Origin of the sequence: Paenirhodobacter enshiensis (assembly GCF_000740785.1) — a bacterium.
GTDB classification, from domain to species: domain Bacteria; phylum Pseudomonadota; class Alphaproteobacteria; order Rhodobacterales; family Rhodobacteraceae; genus Rhodobacter; species Rhodobacter enshiensis.
Genome location: NZ_JFZB01000005.1, coordinates 58,461 through 72,725, shown reverse-complemented (window position 1 = coordinate 72,725; position 14,265 = coordinate 58,461). Strand labels below are relative to the sequence as shown.

At 67.8% G+C, this 14,265-nt stretch carries 14 protein-coding genes and 1 tRNA gene; 10 read left to right on the top strand and 5 right to left on the bottom strand.

Translation table 11 applies throughout. From position 1 onward, the window contains the following. The first annotated feature begins 45 nt into the window (after positions 1 to 45). Positions 46 to 1,272 (top strand): UbiH/UbiF/VisC/COQ6 family ubiquinone biosynthesis hydroxylase, encoded by a 1,227-nt coding sequence (locus tag CG50_RS03335; RefSeq protein ID WP_036635234.1) that lies wholly within the window; start codon positions 46 to 48, stop codon positions 1,270 to 1,272. An 85-nt stretch (positions 1,273 to 1,357) separates the two neighbouring features. Here CG50_RS03335 and CG50_RS03330 read toward each other — a convergent pair whose 3' ends face one another. From CG50_RS03330 to CG50_RS03310, 5 genes are all read right to left on the bottom strand, one after another. Then, the gene (locus tag CG50_RS03330) at positions 1,358 to 1,510 is read right to left on the bottom strand and encodes a Trm112 family protein (RefSeq protein ID WP_081880285.1); all 153 of its coding nucleotides are present in this window, start codon (positions 1,508 to 1,510) and stop codon (positions 1,358 to 1,360) included. A 26-nt stretch (positions 1,511 to 1,536) separates the two neighbouring features. Next, positions 1,537 to 2,211, bottom strand: coding sequence for an LON peptidase substrate-binding domain-containing protein (locus CG50_RS03325; protein WP_051909521.1), 675 nt, complete (start codon positions 2,209 to 2,211; stop codon positions 1,537 to 1,539). Positions 2,212 to 2,237: 26 nt separating this feature from the next. Beyond that, positions 2,238 to 3,149: a tetratricopeptide repeat protein gene (locus CG50_RS03320; protein ID WP_036635229.1), complete on the bottom strand. Its 912-nt coding sequence runs from the start codon at positions 3,147 to 3,149 to the stop codon at positions 2,238 to 2,240. Between the two features lie 63 nt (positions 3,150 to 3,212). Further along, positions 3,213 to 4,001: an exodeoxyribonuclease III gene (locus tag CG50_RS03315; RefSeq protein ID WP_036635227.1), complete on the bottom strand. Its 789-nt coding sequence runs from the start codon at positions 3,999 to 4,001 to the stop codon at positions 3,213 to 3,215. A 103-nt stretch (positions 4,002 to 4,104) separates the two neighbouring features. Continuing rightward, positions 4,105 to 4,180 (bottom strand) — tRNA-Lys (locus CG50_RS03310). 98 nt (positions 4,181 to 4,278) lie between these two features. Here CG50_RS03310 and dapF point away from each other — a divergent pair. The 9 genes from dapF (at position 4,279) to CG50_RS03265 (ending at position 14,264) form a co-directional block, all read left to right on the top strand. Beyond that, entirely contained in the window at positions 4,279 to 5,121 is an 843-nt protein-coding gene (gene dapF, locus CG50_RS03305; protein ID WP_036635840.1) for a diaminopimelate epimerase, read from the top strand. Continuing rightward, entirely contained in the window at positions 5,118 to 6,371 is a 1,254-nt protein-coding gene (gene mtaB / locus CG50_RS03300) for a tRNA (N(6)-L-threonylcarbamoyladenosine(37)-C(2))-methylthiotransferase MtaB (protein WP_036635224.1), read from the top strand. Before dapF ends, mtaB begins: the two co-directional genes overlap by 4 nt. A gap of 129 nt (positions 6,372 to 6,500) precedes the next feature. After that, positions 6,501 to 6,926, top strand: a complete 426-nt coding sequence (gene arfB, locus CG50_RS03295; protein WP_036635221.1) for an alternative ribosome rescue aminoacyl-tRNA hydrolase ArfB — start codon at positions 6,501 to 6,503, stop codon at positions 6,924 to 6,926. Positions 6,927 to 7,082: 156 nt separating this feature from the next. Continuing rightward, a complete protein-coding gene (locus CG50_RS03290) occupies positions 7,083 to 7,667 on the top strand; it encodes an ANTAR domain-containing response regulator (RefSeq protein ID WP_036635217.1) in 585 nt (194 codons plus the stop codon). Further along, entirely contained in the window at positions 7,664 to 8,836 is a 1,173-nt protein-coding gene (locus CG50_RS03285; protein ID WP_036635214.1) for a CmpA/NrtA family ABC transporter substrate-binding protein, read from the top strand. Before CG50_RS03290 ends, CG50_RS03285 begins: the two co-directional genes overlap by 4 nt. A 289-nt stretch (positions 8,837 to 9,125) precedes the next feature. Beyond that, positions 9,126 to 10,493 (top strand): CmpA/NrtA family ABC transporter substrate-binding protein, encoded by a 1,368-nt coding sequence (locus CG50_RS03280; RefSeq protein ID WP_036635212.1) that lies wholly within the window; start codon positions 9,126 to 9,128, stop codon positions 10,491 to 10,493. Between the two features lie 65 nt (positions 10,494 to 10,558). After that, the gene (locus tag CG50_RS03275) at positions 10,559 to 11,518 is read left to right on the top strand and encodes an ABC transporter permease (RefSeq protein WP_394297130.1); all 960 of its coding nucleotides are present in this window, start codon (positions 10,559 to 10,561) and stop codon (positions 11,516 to 11,518) included. 131 nt (positions 11,519 to 11,649) lie between these two features. Continuing rightward, positions 11,650 to 13,332: an ABC transporter ATP-binding protein gene (locus CG50_RS03270; RefSeq protein WP_036635210.1), complete on the top strand. Its 1,683-nt coding sequence runs from the start codon at positions 11,650 to 11,652 to the stop codon at positions 13,330 to 13,332. Next, positions 13,329 to 14,264, top strand: coding sequence for a GAF domain-containing protein (locus tag CG50_RS03265; RefSeq protein WP_245615580.1), 936 nt, complete (start codon positions 13,329 to 13,331; stop codon positions 14,262 to 14,264). The genes CG50_RS03270 and CG50_RS03265 overlap by 4 nt, the downstream gene beginning before the upstream one ends. Position 14,265: the final 1 nt, after the last annotated feature.

Here is a 14,265-nt window from a genome sequence, read left to right as displayed (position 1 = left end):
CGTGCGCGCGATGGACAATCCCGCAAGAGGGCGCATATTCGGCCCATGAAACACGATTCCGATGTCCTGATCGCCGGCGGCGGGCTGAACGGCCCGGCGCTTGCACTTGCGCTGGCAGATGCCGGTCTGACCGTCACCGTGATCGACGCGCAACCCGCGCGCGCGCGAGGCGCCGAAGGGTTCGACGGCCGGGCCTATGCGCTTGCCATCGCCTCGCAAAAGCTCCTGGCCGCGCTCGGCCTGTGGCGCGATCTTGCGGCCGAGGCGCAACCGATGATGGAGGTCAAGGCCTCGGACGGCCGCCCCGGCGAAGGGGCGAGCCCGCTGTTTCTGCATTTCGACAGCCGCGAGCTGGACCAGAGCCCGGTGGGCTACATGCTCGAGGACCGGTTCCTGTCGCGTGCCCTGGCCGAGGCGATGGCCGTCCATCCGCGGGTGAGCCTGATTGCCGAGACCAGCGTCACCGCGCAGCAGCCCGGGGCAGGCGGCGTCACCGTCACGCTGTCCGACGGGCGCAGCCTGACGGGGCGGGTGCTGGTCGGGGCCGACGGGCGCCGCTCGGGCACGGCGGAGCGCGCCGGGATCGGGCGCGAGGGCTGGGGCTACGGGCAGACCGCGCTCGTCGCCGCCATCGCGCATGAGCTGCCCCACAACGGCATCGCGCAGCAATTTTTCATGCCGGGCGGCCCGCTTGCCATCCTGCCGCTGACCGGCAACCGCTCTTCCATCGTCTGGTCGGAACCCGATGCCAGTGCCCGCACCATCGCCGCGCTGTCGGACGAGGATTTCCTCGCCGTGCTGCGGCCGCGCTTCGGCGATTTCCTCGGCCGGATCGAACTTGCCGGTCCGCGCTTCAGCTATCCGCTCAACCTGACGCTGGCCAAGGCCTATGTCGCGCCGCGCATCGCGCTGATCGGCGATGCGGCGCATGGCGTGCATCCGATCGCCGGGCAGGGGCTGAACCTCGGCCTGCGCGATGTCGCGGCCCTGGCCGAGATCCTCGTCGACGCCACCCGCCGTGGCGAGGACATAGGCGCCATCGACGTTCTGGAGCGCTACCAGGGCTGGCGGCGGTTCGATTCGACCTCGCTCGCGCTTGGCATGGATACGGTCAACAAGCTGTTCTCGAACGACAACCCGGTGCTGCGGCCGCTGCGTGATCTGGGCATGGGGGTGGTTCAGGCGCTCGGCCCGCTGCGCCGCGGTTTCATGCGCCAGGCGGCGGGCCTTGCCGGCGCGCAACCGCGCCTGCTGACCGGACGCGCTCTCTAGACCCTTTCGATTCGCCGAAAATATCCCGGGGGTGAGGGCCGCAGGCCCGAGGGGGCAGAGCCCCCTCTCTTCCCTTCGTCCGGGCTCACTCCAGCGGCCGGGCCTCGTCCTCGATCATGATCGGGATGCCGCCGCGGATCGGGAAGGCCAGATGCGCCCGGTCCGAGATCAGCTCTTGCCGCTCGGGATCATAGCGCAACGGCCCCTGGGTCAGCGGGCAGACCAGCGCCTCCAGCATCCGGCGGTCGAAGGTGGCGGCGGCGCTCACGGACGCCCTCCGCAATCCGGCTTCCGGCCCCCCGGATCCGGGCCATCGAGACCCGGCCCGCCGCGCGCGCCGAGTTCCAGCAGCGTCACCAGCGTCTCGCGCCGCGTCGGCAGACAGGGCGCCTCCAACAGCGCCTGCTTGTCCTCGGCCGAGAACGGCAGCAGCGTCGAGAGCGCATTCACCAGGAATTCGTCATCCGAATCGCACAGCTCCTGCCATTCGGCATCGAGGCCCTGCGCATGGAAATACTGCGCCAGCAGCGGCATGAAACTGTCGCGGTCGAAGGCCGGATCGCTCTCGGGCTGGCCGAGGTCGCGGGTGAAACAGTGCCAGTCGACCTCCGCCCGCAAATAGGTCGTTCCCGCCTCGACCGTCCGACCGAGACGAAACCGCGACACGCCGGTCAGCGTGATCATGTAACGACCGTCCTCGGTCTCGGAAAAGGCGGTCAGCCGTCCGGCGCAGCCGATCTGCGACAACCTTACCGTGCCGCGGCAGCGACATTCACCGATCATCCCGATCAGTCGCGCGGGCGTCGCCATGCAATCCTCGATCATCCGCCGATAGCGGGGTTCAAAGATATGCAGCGGCAGCTTGCCGCGCGGCAGCAGCAGTGCGCCGGGCAGCGGGAACAGCGGGATCTCCGCGGGCAGATCGGCTTGCGTCAACATGACCATGATCTAGCCCGCGACCGCGCTCAGGCAAATATCATCGACGACAGCCGGCGGCGGCCCTTCACCGCGACCGGATCGGTGGGCTTCAGCGCGTCGAAGATGGTGAACAGCTGGGTCTTGGCCGCCCCCTCGTTCCACTCGCGGTCGCGGCGGAACAGTTCGAGGAGCTGGTCGATGGCTTCCTCGACCTGACCGGCGGCGTGAAGGGCCGTCGCATAATCGAAGCGGGCCTGATGATCGGCGGGATCGGCCTCGACCTTGTGGCGCAGCTGATCGAGGGGGCCGGCCTTCTCGGCCTGACGGGCGAGGGCGAGCTGGGCGCGTGCCGCCTCGACGGGCGCGGCGGTCGCGATCTTCGCCGGGGCGGCGTTCAGCACGGCCTCCGCCTGATCGAGATTGCCGACGGCCAGATGCGCGCGCACCAGACCGCCATAGGCCTCGGCGTTCTCCGGCTCCTCGCCGAGGATCGCGGCGAAAGTCTCGGCGGCGTCGGCCGCAGCGCCCTCGGCCAGCATTTCCTCGGCCGCGATCAGCGCATCGGCAAGGCCGTTGTCCGCACCGCCGCCAAGCTCGACCAGCTTCTGCACGAACTGCTTCACCTCGGAGGGCGGCACCGCACCCTGGAAGCCGTCGACCGGCTGGCCCTGCCAGAAGGCATAGACCGTCGGAATCGACTGGATGCGCAGCTGCGACGAGATCATCTGGTTCTTGTCGACATCGACCTTGGCCAGAACGACCGCGCCCTTCGCGGCCTTGACCTCGGCTTCGAGGCTCGGCCCGAGGGTCTTGCACGGCCCGCACCAGGTCGCCCAGAAATCGACGATCACCGGAACCGTCATCGACTTGTCGATGACTTCCTTCATGAAGTCGGCCTCGTTGACGTCTTTCACGAGGTCGGCGGCGGGGGCTGCGGAGGCGGTATCGGTGCCGAACATGGGTCTCTCTCCCGAAGAACTTTGGTGCCTATATGCGCGCGGCCGGCTGCCCCGCCAAGGGGGTCAGAGGTCGAAAGTCGCGAAGACCGGCGCGTGATCCGAGGGCTGTTCCCAGCCGCGGGCATCGCGCAGCACCCGGCTGCCCTGTCCCGAGGCCGCGATGTCGGCGCTCGCCCAGACATGATCCAGCCGCCGGCCCTTGTCGGCCGCGTCCCAGTCCGCCGCGCGATAGGACCACCAGGAATAGAGCTTGCCGTCGGGGATATTCGCGCGGGTCACGTCGACCCAGCCGCCGGCCTCGCGGGTCTCGTTCAGCTGGTCGACCTCGACGGGGGTGTGGCTGACGATCTTCAGCAGCGCCTTGTGATTCCACACGTCATCCTCGCGCGGTGCGATGTTCAGATCGCCGACGAGGATCGACTTTGCGGGTTTCTCGGCCCGGAAGCTGTCGCGCATCTGGGTCAGGAAATCGAGCTTCTGGCCGAATTTCTCGTTCTGCTCGCGGTCGGGGATGTCGCCGCCCGCCGGGACATAGACGCAATTGACGGTGACGCCGTTCTCAAGCCGCGCGGCCACGTGGCGGGCATGACCGAGATCGGCGAAATCGACGGAACCGGCATCCGTCAGCGGCAGGCGCGACAGGATGGCGACGCCGTTGTAGCCCTTCTGGCCGCGGGCGATCATCCAGTTGTAACCGAGGGCGCGGAACTGCTCGGTCGGGATCTTGTCGACGGGGCTCTTGCATTCCTGCAGGCACAGCACATCGGGCGCCTCGTCGCGCAGCAGCCGCGCGACGAGCCCCTCGCGCAGGCGCACGGAGTTGATGTTCCAGGTGGCGAGGGTGAAGGTCATGTCGGGCTCTCCGCTAAGGCGGCGCGATACTGGCGCGCGGACGGGCCGAGGGCAACCCGCTCGAAACGGTTTCGGGATACGCGGAATTGTCGGGGAAGGATGGTGGTGAGCCGGCTGGGGTTCGAACCCAGGACCTACTGATTAAAAGTCAGTTGCTCTACCGGCTGAGCTACCGGCTCATCACGGGGCGACCTCTACAGACCGAACCCCCGCCGGTCAAGAGGGCCGGCCGGCCCGCGGACTGGATTCGGTAAGGCGTCTGGATTATATGCGGCACATGAACGTTCAAAGCGCCCTTTCCGGCCTGCCCTTCATGAAAATGCACGGGGCCGGCAACGATTTCGTGGTGATCGACGCCCGCTCGGGCGACGATCCGGTGACGCCTGCGCTGGCGCGGGCGATCGGCGACCGCCATCGCGGCGTGGGATTCGATCAGCTTGCGGTGATCCGGCCCTCGGAAAGCGCGGATTTCACGCTGGAATTCTGGAATTCCGACGGCTCCAGGGCAGGCGCCTGCGGCAATGCCACGCGCTGCGTGTCGGACTGGATGATGGGCCAGCTCGGCCGCGACAGCCTGAGCCTGACGACCGAGCGCGGCACCCTGTTCGCGCGCCGGCGCGCCGACGGGCTGGTGTCGGTGAACATGGGGGCGCCGATTCTCGAGGCGGCCGGGATTCCGGTCCTGGCCGATCCGATGGCCCTGCCGATCGAGGGCGATCCCGTCGCCGTCGGCATGGGCAATCCGCATTGCATCTTCTTCGTCCCCGATGCCGAGGCCGTCGATCTGACCGGGATCGGCCCGCGGATCGAGCATCACCCGCTGTTCCCCGAACGCACCAATGTCGAATTCGCCAGCCTCACTGCGCCCGATCATCTGCGGATGCGGGTGTGGGAGCGCGGCGCGGGCGTCACCCTCGCCTGCGGGTCGGGCACCTGCGCGACGGCGGTCGCGGCCTGCCTGAAGGGGCTGACCGGGCGTCATGTGATCGTCGATGTCGACGGCGGGCGGCTGGAGGTCGACTGGCGCGAGGATGGCGTGTGGCTGACCGGGCCGACGGCGATGGTGTTCGAATCCCGCCTGCCGGCGGCGTTCCTCGCCCGGGCTGCCGAAACGCCATGACCGCGCCGGTTTTCGCCACGCTGGGATGCCGGCTGAACGCCTATGAGACCGAGGCGATGAAGGAGCTGGCCGAGCAGGCCGGCCTCGACGGCGCGGTCGTGGTCAACACCTGCGCGGTGACCGCCGAGGCGGTGCGCAAGGCCAAGCAGGAAATCCGCCGTCTGGCGCGCGAGAACCCCGGCGCGGCGGTGATCGTCACCGGCTGCGCCGCCCAGACCGAGCCCGAGACCTTCGCCGCCATGCCCGAGGTCACCCGCGTCGTCGGCAATCACGAGAAGATGCAGCCCGAGACCTGGCAATCTCTGCGTGCCCCCGATTTCATCGGCGCGACCGAGAAGGTCATGGTCGACGACATCATGTCGGTGAAGGAGACGGCCGGCCATCTGATCGACGGCTTCGGCCGGCACCGCGCCTATGTGCAGGTGCAGAACGGCTGCGATCACCGCTGCACCTTCTGCATCATCCCTTACGGCCGGGGCAATTCGCGCTCGGTTCCGGCGGGGGTGGTGGTCGAGCAGATCAGGCGTCTGGTCGACAAGGGATTTCAGGAAGTGGTGCTGACCGGGGTCGATCTGACCTCCTGGGGGCAGGATCTGCCCGGCGAACCGCGTCTGGGCGATCTGACGATGCGGATCCTGCGGCTGGTGCCGGATCTGCCGCGGCTGAGGATCTCGTCGATCGACAGTATCGAGGCGGACGAGAACCTGATGCAGGCGATCGCCACCGAGCCGCGCCTGATGCCGCATCTGCATCTGTCGTTGCAGGCGGGCGACGACATGATCCTGAAGCGGATGAAGCGGCGCCATCTGCGCGACGACGCGATCCGGTTCTGCGAAGAGGCGCGCCGGCTGCGTCCGGGGATCGTGTTCGGGGCCGACATCATCGCCGGTTTCCCGACCGAGACCGAGGCGATGTTCGAGAATTCGCTGAAGCTGGTCGACGATTGCGGGCTGACCTTCCTGCATGTCTTCCCCTATTCGGCGCGTCAGGGCACGCCCGCGGCGCGGATGCCGCGCGTGCCCGGGCCCGCGATCAAGGAGCGCGCCGCGCGGTTGCGTGCCAAGGGCCAGGAGGTGCTGTCGCGCCATCTGCGCGCCGAGGTCGGGCAGGAGCGCTCGGTTCTGGTCGAGGGCGGGATGTCGGGGCGGACCGAGTATTTCACCGAGGTGCATTTCGCCGAGGAGAAGCCCGAAGGGACGATCCTGCGTCTGCGCATCGCGGGCGAGGACGGGGCGCGGCTGCTGGCCTGAGGCGCGGCGTTTGCGCAAGGGGAAGGGGGCTCTGCCCCGCCGAGACGCAAGGGGGAGGGGGCTCTGCCCCCTCGGGCCTGGCGGCCCTCACCCCCGGGATATTTGGAGAAAGATGAAAGCAGGGGCGGGATGCTCTGGATCAGCGAGACGATCTCGATTGCCGACTGGGAGATGAGCGAGACGTTCAACCGCGCGCAGGGGCCGGGCGGGCAGAACGTCAACAAGGTCTCGACCGCGGTCGAATTGCGCTTCGAGGCGGAGCGCTCGCCGGCGCTGAGCCCGGCGGTGAAGGCGCGGCTGCGCCGGATCGCGGGGCGGAAGTGGACGCTCGACGGGGCCATCGTGATCCGTGCCGAGGAGACCCGCAGCCAGCCGCGCAACCGCGAGATGGCGCGCGAGCGGCTGGTCGAGATGATCCGGCAGGCGCTGGTGGCGCCGAAGCGGCGGGTGGCGACGAAGCCGACGCTCGGTTCGCAGCGGCGGCGGCTGAAGGCGAAGACGGTGCGTGGCGAGGTGAAGGCTCTGCGCGGTCGGGTCGAGGGCGAGGGCGACTGAGGCCCGGATCGAGTCTGCCTTATTGTTGGGCGGTACGCCCTGTCTTACAGCAGTTGCGGAATGGTGGAGGGGTTTGCGCCGGCGGGATCTTGTCTCGGCTTTCTTCCGCCTTCGGTTGGACTTATGCCGGTTCGGGACTTCCGGAGGGTCCGCGCGATGTCTGAAACGCTGTCCATCATCGTGATCGAGACCGACCGGGACCGCACCCGCGTCATCGTCGACAGCCTGCGCGATGCCGGGTTCTCCGATATTCAGGTCATCCCCGAAATCGCCGGTCTGGCGCGGCGGATTTCCGAGAGCAATCCGGACCTCGTGCTGGTCGACATGGCGAGCCCGTCGCGCGACATGCTGGAGGAGATGGCGCTGGCCTCGGGTCCGCTGGAGCGGCCGGTGGCGATGTTCGTCGACCGTTCGGACGGCAGCCTGACCAAGGCGGCGATCGAGGCGGGGATCTCGGCCTATGTGGTCGACGGGCTGAAACCGTCGCGGATCGGCTCGATCCTCGATGCGGCGGTGACGCGTTTCCACATGATGCACCGGATGCGGGTCGAGCTGGAGACTACGCGCCGCGCGCTGGAGGAGCGCAAACTGATCGACCGGGCGAAGGGGCTGATCATGAAGGCGCGGGGCGTGGACGAGGATGCGGCCTATGCGCTGTTGCGCAAGACGGCGATGGATCAGGGGCGGCGGGTGGCCGATGTGGCGCAGGCCCTCGTCACCGCGGCGGGGCTGCTGACATGAGCGGCGCGCCGGTTTCCGCGGGGTTCATCCCGCTCGTCGATGCCGCGCCGCTGATCGTCGCGCGCGAGATCGGGTTCGCCGAGGAAGAGGGGATCGACCTGACGCTGCGTGCCGCGCCGAGCTGGTCGACGCTGCGCGACCGGCTGATGCTCGGCCAGATCGAGGCGGCGCATATGCTGTTTCCGATGCCGGTGGCGGCGGCGCTCGGACTTGGCGGGATCGGGGCGCGGCTCGATATCCTGATGGTGCTGTCGCTCAACGGCAATTCGATCGGCGTGTCGCGCCGGATGGCGGCGCGGATGCGGGCGGCGGGCTACGAGTTCGATTTCGCCGATGCCCGCCGCGCCGGCGAGGCGCTGATCGCCGCGACCGAGGGGCGGTTGCGCGTCGGCGTGCCCTTCCCCTATTCGATGCACGCCGAGCTGCTGTATCACTGGCTCGGTTCACTCGGGTTGCGGGCGCCGCAGGACCTCGATGTCCATACGGTGCCGCCGCCCCTGATGGCCGAGGCGATGGCCGAGGATCAGATCGACGCCTTCTGCGTCGGGGCGCCCTGGGGCTCCATCGCGGTCGAGACCGGGGTCGGAGAGCTGTTGTTGCCCGGCTCCGCCATCCGCGCACGGGCGCCCGACAAGGTGCTTGCTGTGCGTCACGACTGGGCCGAGGCCGAACCCGTGCTGACCCGGCGGCTGATGCGTGCGCTGTGGCAGGCCGGGCGCTGGCTTTCCCGTCCCGAGAACCGCACCACCGCGGTCGAGCTGCTGGCGCAGCGCGCCTATCTCGACCTCTCGGCCGAGATGATCGAGCGCGCGCTGTCGGGCAATGTCGTCATTTCTCCGCGGGGCGAGTTGCGGCGGGTGAACGACTACATGACCTTCCACGGCGGGGCCGCGGGCTATCCCTGGACCTCGCAGGCGGCATTGGTGGCCAGCCGTCTGGCGGGGCGGCTTGGCCTTGACCGGGCAAGCTCGATCGCGGCGGCGGGGGCGATCTGCCGCACGGATCTGTATCGGGCGAATCTGGCCGATCTGGGTGCCGATCTGCCGGCGGAAACGGCACGGATCGAGGGCGCGAACACCGTTCCTCAGACGGTGGCGGGTCTGAACGGAGAGGTGATTCTTCCCCCGGACGCATTCTTCGATGGCTGGATTTTTGACCCCGAGGCGTGAAGAAACGGTAAAATTTGGGCGACAGGTGGAACGGCGAAGCTCAGATGCCGATTTTCGCATCCCTCATGCCGGGCTGATGTTGACGCCTGCCCCCTGAATGCCGCAGCTTGGGCGTAACGGAGCAATGGCGTTCCGGGCCTTCCTGACAGTTTCATCCGCGATGCCGCGGAACGCCGAGCACAGCCGCTCGACCTGATCCAGTCCCATTCCGTGGGATTGCGTTCATGTCGTGCGGCTTTTTCGCGTTTCGCCTTCGCCCCTTCGCCACATAGCCAACAGGGACAAGAGAATGCTCAGACTGCTGACGGTCATCGCGACCACCACCATGCTGACCGCGCCGGCCTTCGCCGCGACGCTGGACCTCGAGAAGGATCAGCTGAAGTTCGGGTTCATCAAGCTGACCGACATGGCACCGCTCGCCGTGGCCTATGAGAAGGGCTATTTCGAGGACGAGGGGCTGTTCGTCACGCTGGAGCCGCAGGCGAACTGGAAAGTGCTGCTCGACCGCGTGATCGACGGCCAGCTCGACGGCGCGCATATGCTGGCGGGCCAGCCGCTTGCCGCGACCATCGGTTACGGTACCAAGGCGCATATCGTCACCCCGATCTCGATGGACCTGAACGGCAACGCGATCACCGTGTCGAACTCGGTCTGGGACGAGATGAAGAAGAACATCGCGCTCGGGGACGACGGCAAGCCGGAGCATCCGATCTCCGCCAAGGCGCTGGCGCCGGTGGTGGCCGAGTATCGCGCCGCGGGCAAGCCGTTCAACATGGGCATGGTGTTCCCGGTTTCGACCCACAATTACGAACTGCGCTACTGGCTGGCCGCGGGCGGGCTGAAGCCGGGCTTCTACTCGCAGCAGGATACCTCGGGCCAGATCGGCGCGGATGTGCTGCTTTCCGTCACGCCGCCGCCGCAGATGCCGGCGACGCTCGAGGCGGGCACCATCTCCGGCTATTGCGTGGGCGAGCCGTGGAACCAGCAGGCCGTCGCCAAGGGCATCGGCGTTCCGGTCATCACCGATGACGAGATCTGGAAGAACAACCCCGAGAAGGTGTTCGGCATGACCGCCGAATTCACCGAGAAATACCCCAACACCACGCTTGCGGTGACCAAGGCGCTGATCCGCGCCGCGATCTGGCTCGACGAGAACGACGACGCCAACCGCGCCGAGGCGGTGAAGATCCTGGCGAAACCGGAATATGTCGGTGCCGATCCGGGCGTGATCGCCAACTCGATGACCGGGACCTTCGAATACGAGAAGGGCGACAAGCGCAAGGTCCCGGATTTCAACGTGTTCTTCCGCTACTATGCGACCTATCCCTATTACTCGGATGCAATCTGGTATCTGACCCAGATGCGCCGCTGGGGCCAGATCCCGGACACCAAGCCCGACAGCTGGTACGAAGAAGTCGCGAAGTCGGTCTACAAGCCCGAGATCTACGTGAAGGCCGCGAAGATGCTGGTCGATGAGGGCAAGGCGAAGGCGTCTGACTTCCCGCTCGACAGCGACGGCTACAAGGCCCCGACGAGCGATTTCATCGACGGCATCCGCTACGACGGCCACAAGCCCAACGCCTATATCGACAGCCTGCCGATCGGTCTGAAGTCCGGTCAGACGGTGGTCGGCAACCAGGTCCAGCCGGCGAACTGACACGGCCCGGGCGGCCCCGTGGCCGCCCCCCCCTCCCCATTCCCGTATCACAAGGACGATCCGCCATGACCGCCACCGGTCCAGAAGCCCTGAGCGTCGACGCGGCCCGCGAGGCCCGGCGCGAGAAGCTGTTCTCCCGCATCACCCGCGCCGACGCCTGGCTCCGTGTTCTCGGGCTGAGCTGGCTGACCCCGATCCTGCGCGCCATCGCCGGCGACAACCCGCGCGCTCAGGCGAAGGAGATCTGGCAGCTTCTCGGCGTGCCGCTGACCGCGATCATGGTGTTCCTTGCGGTCTGGGCCGCGCTCGCGCCGAAGGTGCAGACCTCGCTTGGCGCGATCCCCGGGCCGGCCGCGGTCTGGGCGCAGGCCGAGGTGCTCTATCAGGATCACGTGCAGGAGCAGGCCCGCGCCGATGCCTTCTATGACCGCCAGAAAGAGCGCAACGCCAAGCTGGTCTCCGAAGGCCATGCCGATCAGGTGAAATGGCGCGACTACCTCGGCAAGCCTACCTATCCCGACCAGATCCTGACCTCGATCAAGACGGTGTTCTTCGGCTTCCTGCTCGGCTCGGCCATCGCCATTCCGCTCGGCATCTTCGCCGGCCTGTCGAAGACCGCGAATGCCGCGATGAACCCGCTGATCCAGATCTTCAAGCCGGTCTCGCCGCTCGCCTGGCTGCCGATCGTGACGATGGTGGTCTCGGCGCTTTACACCACGACGGATGGCTGGTTCTCCAAGAGCTTCCTGATCTCGGCGATCACGGTCACGCTGTGCTCGATCTGGCCGACGATCATCAACACCGCGCTCGGCGTCGCCTCGATCGACAAGGATCTGGTGAACGTGTCGAAGGTGCTGAAGATGGGCACCTGGACCAAGATCACCAAGCTGGTGCTGCCCTCGGCTCTGCCGCTGATCTTCACCGGGCTGCGTCTCAGCCTCGGCGTGGGCTGGATGGTGCTGATCGCCGCCGAGATGCTGGCGCAGAACCCCGGCCTCGGCAAGTTCGTCTGGGACGAGTTCTAGAACGGCTCCTCGCAGTCGCTCGCCAAGATCATGGTCGCGGTGTTCACCATCGGCATCATCGGCTTCGCGCTCGACCGGGTGATGTATGCGATCCAGGCGATGTTCACCTTCTCGAACAATCGGTGAGCGCCATGGCCATTCTCGAATTCCGTAACGTCACCAAGAGCTTCGGCGAAGGCCCCGGCAAGACGGACGTGCTGCGCGGCATCGACCTGAGCGTCACCGAAGGCGAGTTCGTCGTGCTGCTCGGCTTCTCGGGCACCGGCAAGACCACGCTGATCAACCTGATGGCGGGGCTTGAGCGGCCGAGCTCGGGCGAGGTTCTGTTCAAGGGCAAGCCGATCGCCGGCCCGGGGCCGGAGCGCGGCGTGATCTTCCAGAACTACTCGCTGATGCCCTGGCTGAGCGTCGACGGCAATGTCGCCCTCGCCGTCGACACGGTGTTCCCGGATCTGCCGGCGGCCGAGCGTCGCGCGAAGGTCGACCGCTATGTCGCGATGGTGGGCCTTTCGCACGCCAAGACCCGCCGTCCGGCGGAGCTGTCGGGCGGTATGCGTCAGCGCGTCAACGTGGCGCGGGCCCTGGCGATGAACCCCGAGGTGCTGCTCCTCGACGAGCCGCTGAGCGCGCTCGACGCGCTGACGCGGGCGAACCTCGCCGACGAGATCGAGGCGCTGTGGCAGGCCGACCGCAAGACCTGCGTTCTCATCACCAACGATGTCGACGAGGCGATCATCCTCGCCGACCGGATCATCCCGCTCAATCCCGATGGCACGCTCGGCGCGGCGTTCCGCGTCGATCTGCCCCGCCCGCGCGAGCGCGGTGCGATGAACCACGATCCGGCGTTCAAGGAGCTGCGCGGTGCGGTGACGCGCTATCTGATGGATGCCGGCCAGCAGGCCCATGCCGAGGGGACGCGCGTCCTGCCCGACGTGCTGCCGCTTCACGCCCTGCCCAAGGCGCTGTCCGAGGCGGCGCGTTCGGCGCTCGAGGACCGCTATCTCGAATATGCGCATCTGCACAAGATCTACCCCACGCCCAAGGGTCCGCTGACCGTGGTCGAGGATTTCAACCTGAGCCTGAAGAAGGGCGAGTTCGTCTCGCTGATCGGGCATTCGGGCTGCGGCAAGTCGACGGTGCTGACGATGACCGCCGGGCTGAACGATGTCTCGAAAGGCGGCATCAAGCTCGACGGTTACGAGGTGAAGGGCGCCGATCCCGAGCGCGCGGTGGTGTTTCAGTCGCCCTCGCTGTTTCCCTGGCTCAGCGCGCGCGAGAACGTCGCGGTGGGCGTCGACAAGGTTTACCCGAAGGCCAGCCGGGCCGAGCGTCAGGATGTGGTCGATTACTACCTCGAACGGGTGGGGCTGGGCGACGCGATGGACAAGCCCGCCTCCGAGATGTCGAACGGGATGCGTCAGCGCGTCGGCATCGCCCGCGCCTTCGCGCTCTCGCCGAAGCTGCTGCTGCTCGACGAGCCGTTCGGGATGCTCGACAGCCTGACCCGCTGGGAGCTGCAGGATGTGCTGATGGAAGTGTGGTCGCGCACCCGCGTCACCGCGGTCTGCGTCACCCATGACGTCGACGAGGCGATCTTGCTCGCCGACCGGGTGGTGATGATGACCAACGGCCCGCGCGCCACCATCGGCCGGGTGATGGAGGTCGATCTGCCCCGTCCGCGCACCCGCAAGGCGCTGCTCGAACACCCGGATTACTACCGCTACCGCGAGCAGGTGCTGAGCTTCCTCGCCGAATACGAGAAGGGCCATACCCCGGCCCCGAAACCGAAAACCGCCAAGATCGAGGCTGCATGATGGATACCGCGATCCTCGCCACCCCCCGCCCGTTCATCGCCGCGACCGAAGTCTGGCTGCCCTCGGGCGACCGTCTGGTCCATGGCGGCGGCGATTACGCCGATCTGACCGCGTTCGAGGCCGCCTCGATCCGGCAAAGCTTCGCCCGGGGCGAGGGTCTGCCGGGCAAGGCCTGGGACGAGGAGCGCCCGGTGGTGCTCAAGTCCTTCGACGGCAGCTATTTCCTGCGCGCCGAGGCGGCCCGCGAGGCCGGTCTGACCGCCGCGGTGGCGCTGCCGGTGTTCGACGGCAAGAAGCTCCTCGCCGTGCTGGTGGTGCTGTGCGCGGGCGACGAGACCGCGACCGGGGCGATCGAGGTCTGGCGCGGTCAGGACGGTCTTCTGATGCTGGCCGATGGCTATTACGGCGCGGCGCGGCAGTTCGAATGGGTCAGCCAGCACACGCATTTTCCGAAGGGCCAGGGCCTGCCGGGCGGTGTCTGGGCGGCGCGCGCGCCGATCCTGATGCGCGACCTCGGGTCGGGCTACAGCTTCATCCGCTCGGAAAGCGCGGGCGCCGCGGGGCTGAGCACCGGGCTTGGCCTGCCGGTGCCGCTGCCGGGCGATGACAGCTGCGTCGTCGCGCTGCTGTCGGCCGCGGGCACGCCCATCGCGCACCGGTTCGAGATCTGGGACGCCCGCGCCGCGCGCGTCGGCGCCGCCGGCGGGGCCGAGCTGACCGACGGCATCTGCGACCGCGACGGCCCGCTGTGGGACGAGGACAACCCGCCCCGCGTGCAGGTCTGGCAAGGCCCGATCGGCCAGGTGCTGGGCACCGGCCTTCCCGTGGTGCTGTCGGCCCGTCCGGGTCTGGCGGCCGGTTACAACCTGATGGTGGCGCTGCCGATCCATCGCGATGGCGAACTTTCCCACATCGTCGCCTGGTACATCTGAA

Excerpts from the sequence above, each read along its gene's own strand:
- CG50_RS03335 (WP_036635234.1), top strand. The coding sequence starts at position 46 with ATGAAACACGATTCCGATGTCCTGATCGCCGGCGGCGGGCTGAACGGC.
- CG50_RS03330 (WP_081880285.1), bottom strand. The coding sequence starts at position 1,510 with ATGCTGGAGGCGCTGGTCTGCCCGCTGACCCAGGGGCCGTTGCGCTAT.
- CG50_RS03325 (WP_051909521.1), bottom strand. The coding sequence starts at position 2,211 with ATGTTGACGCAAGCCGATCTGCCCGCGGAGATCCCGCTGTTCCCGCTG.
- CG50_RS03320 (WP_036635229.1), bottom strand. The coding sequence starts at position 3,149 with ATGTTCGGCACCGATACCGCCTCCGCAGCCCCCGCCGCCGACCTCGTG.
- CG50_RS03315 (WP_036635227.1), bottom strand. The coding sequence starts at position 4,001 with ATGACCTTCACCCTCGCCACCTGGAACATCAACTCCGTGCGCCTGCGC.
- dapF (WP_036635840.1), top strand. The coding sequence starts at position 4,279 with ATGAACGTTCAAAGCGCCCTTTCCGGCCTGCCCTTCATGAAAATGCAC.
- mtaB (WP_036635224.1), top strand. The coding sequence starts at position 5,118 with ATGACCGCGCCGGTTTTCGCCACGCTGGGATGCCGGCTGAACGCCTAT.
- arfB (WP_036635221.1), top strand. The coding sequence starts at position 6,501 with ATGCTCTGGATCAGCGAGACGATCTCGATTGCCGACTGGGAGATGAGC.
- CG50_RS03290 (WP_036635217.1), top strand. The coding sequence starts at position 7,083 with ATGTCTGAAACGCTGTCCATCATCGTGATCGAGACCGACCGGGACCGC.
- CG50_RS03285 (WP_036635214.1), top strand. The coding sequence starts at position 7,664 with ATGAGCGGCGCGCCGGTTTCCGCGGGGTTCATCCCGCTCGTCGATGCC.
- CG50_RS03280 (WP_036635212.1), top strand. The coding sequence starts at position 9,126 with ATGCTCAGACTGCTGACGGTCATCGCGACCACCACCATGCTGACCGCG.
- CG50_RS03275 (WP_394297130.1), top strand. The coding sequence starts at position 10,559 with ATGACCGCCACCGGTCCAGAAGCCCTGAGCGTCGACGCGGCCCGCGAG.
- CG50_RS03270 (WP_036635210.1), top strand. The coding sequence starts at position 11,650 with ATGGCCATTCTCGAATTCCGTAACGTCACCAAGAGCTTCGGCGAAGGC.
- CG50_RS03265 (WP_245615580.1), top strand. The coding sequence starts at position 13,329 with ATGATGGATACCGCGATCCTCGCCACCCCCCGCCCGTTCATCGCCGCG.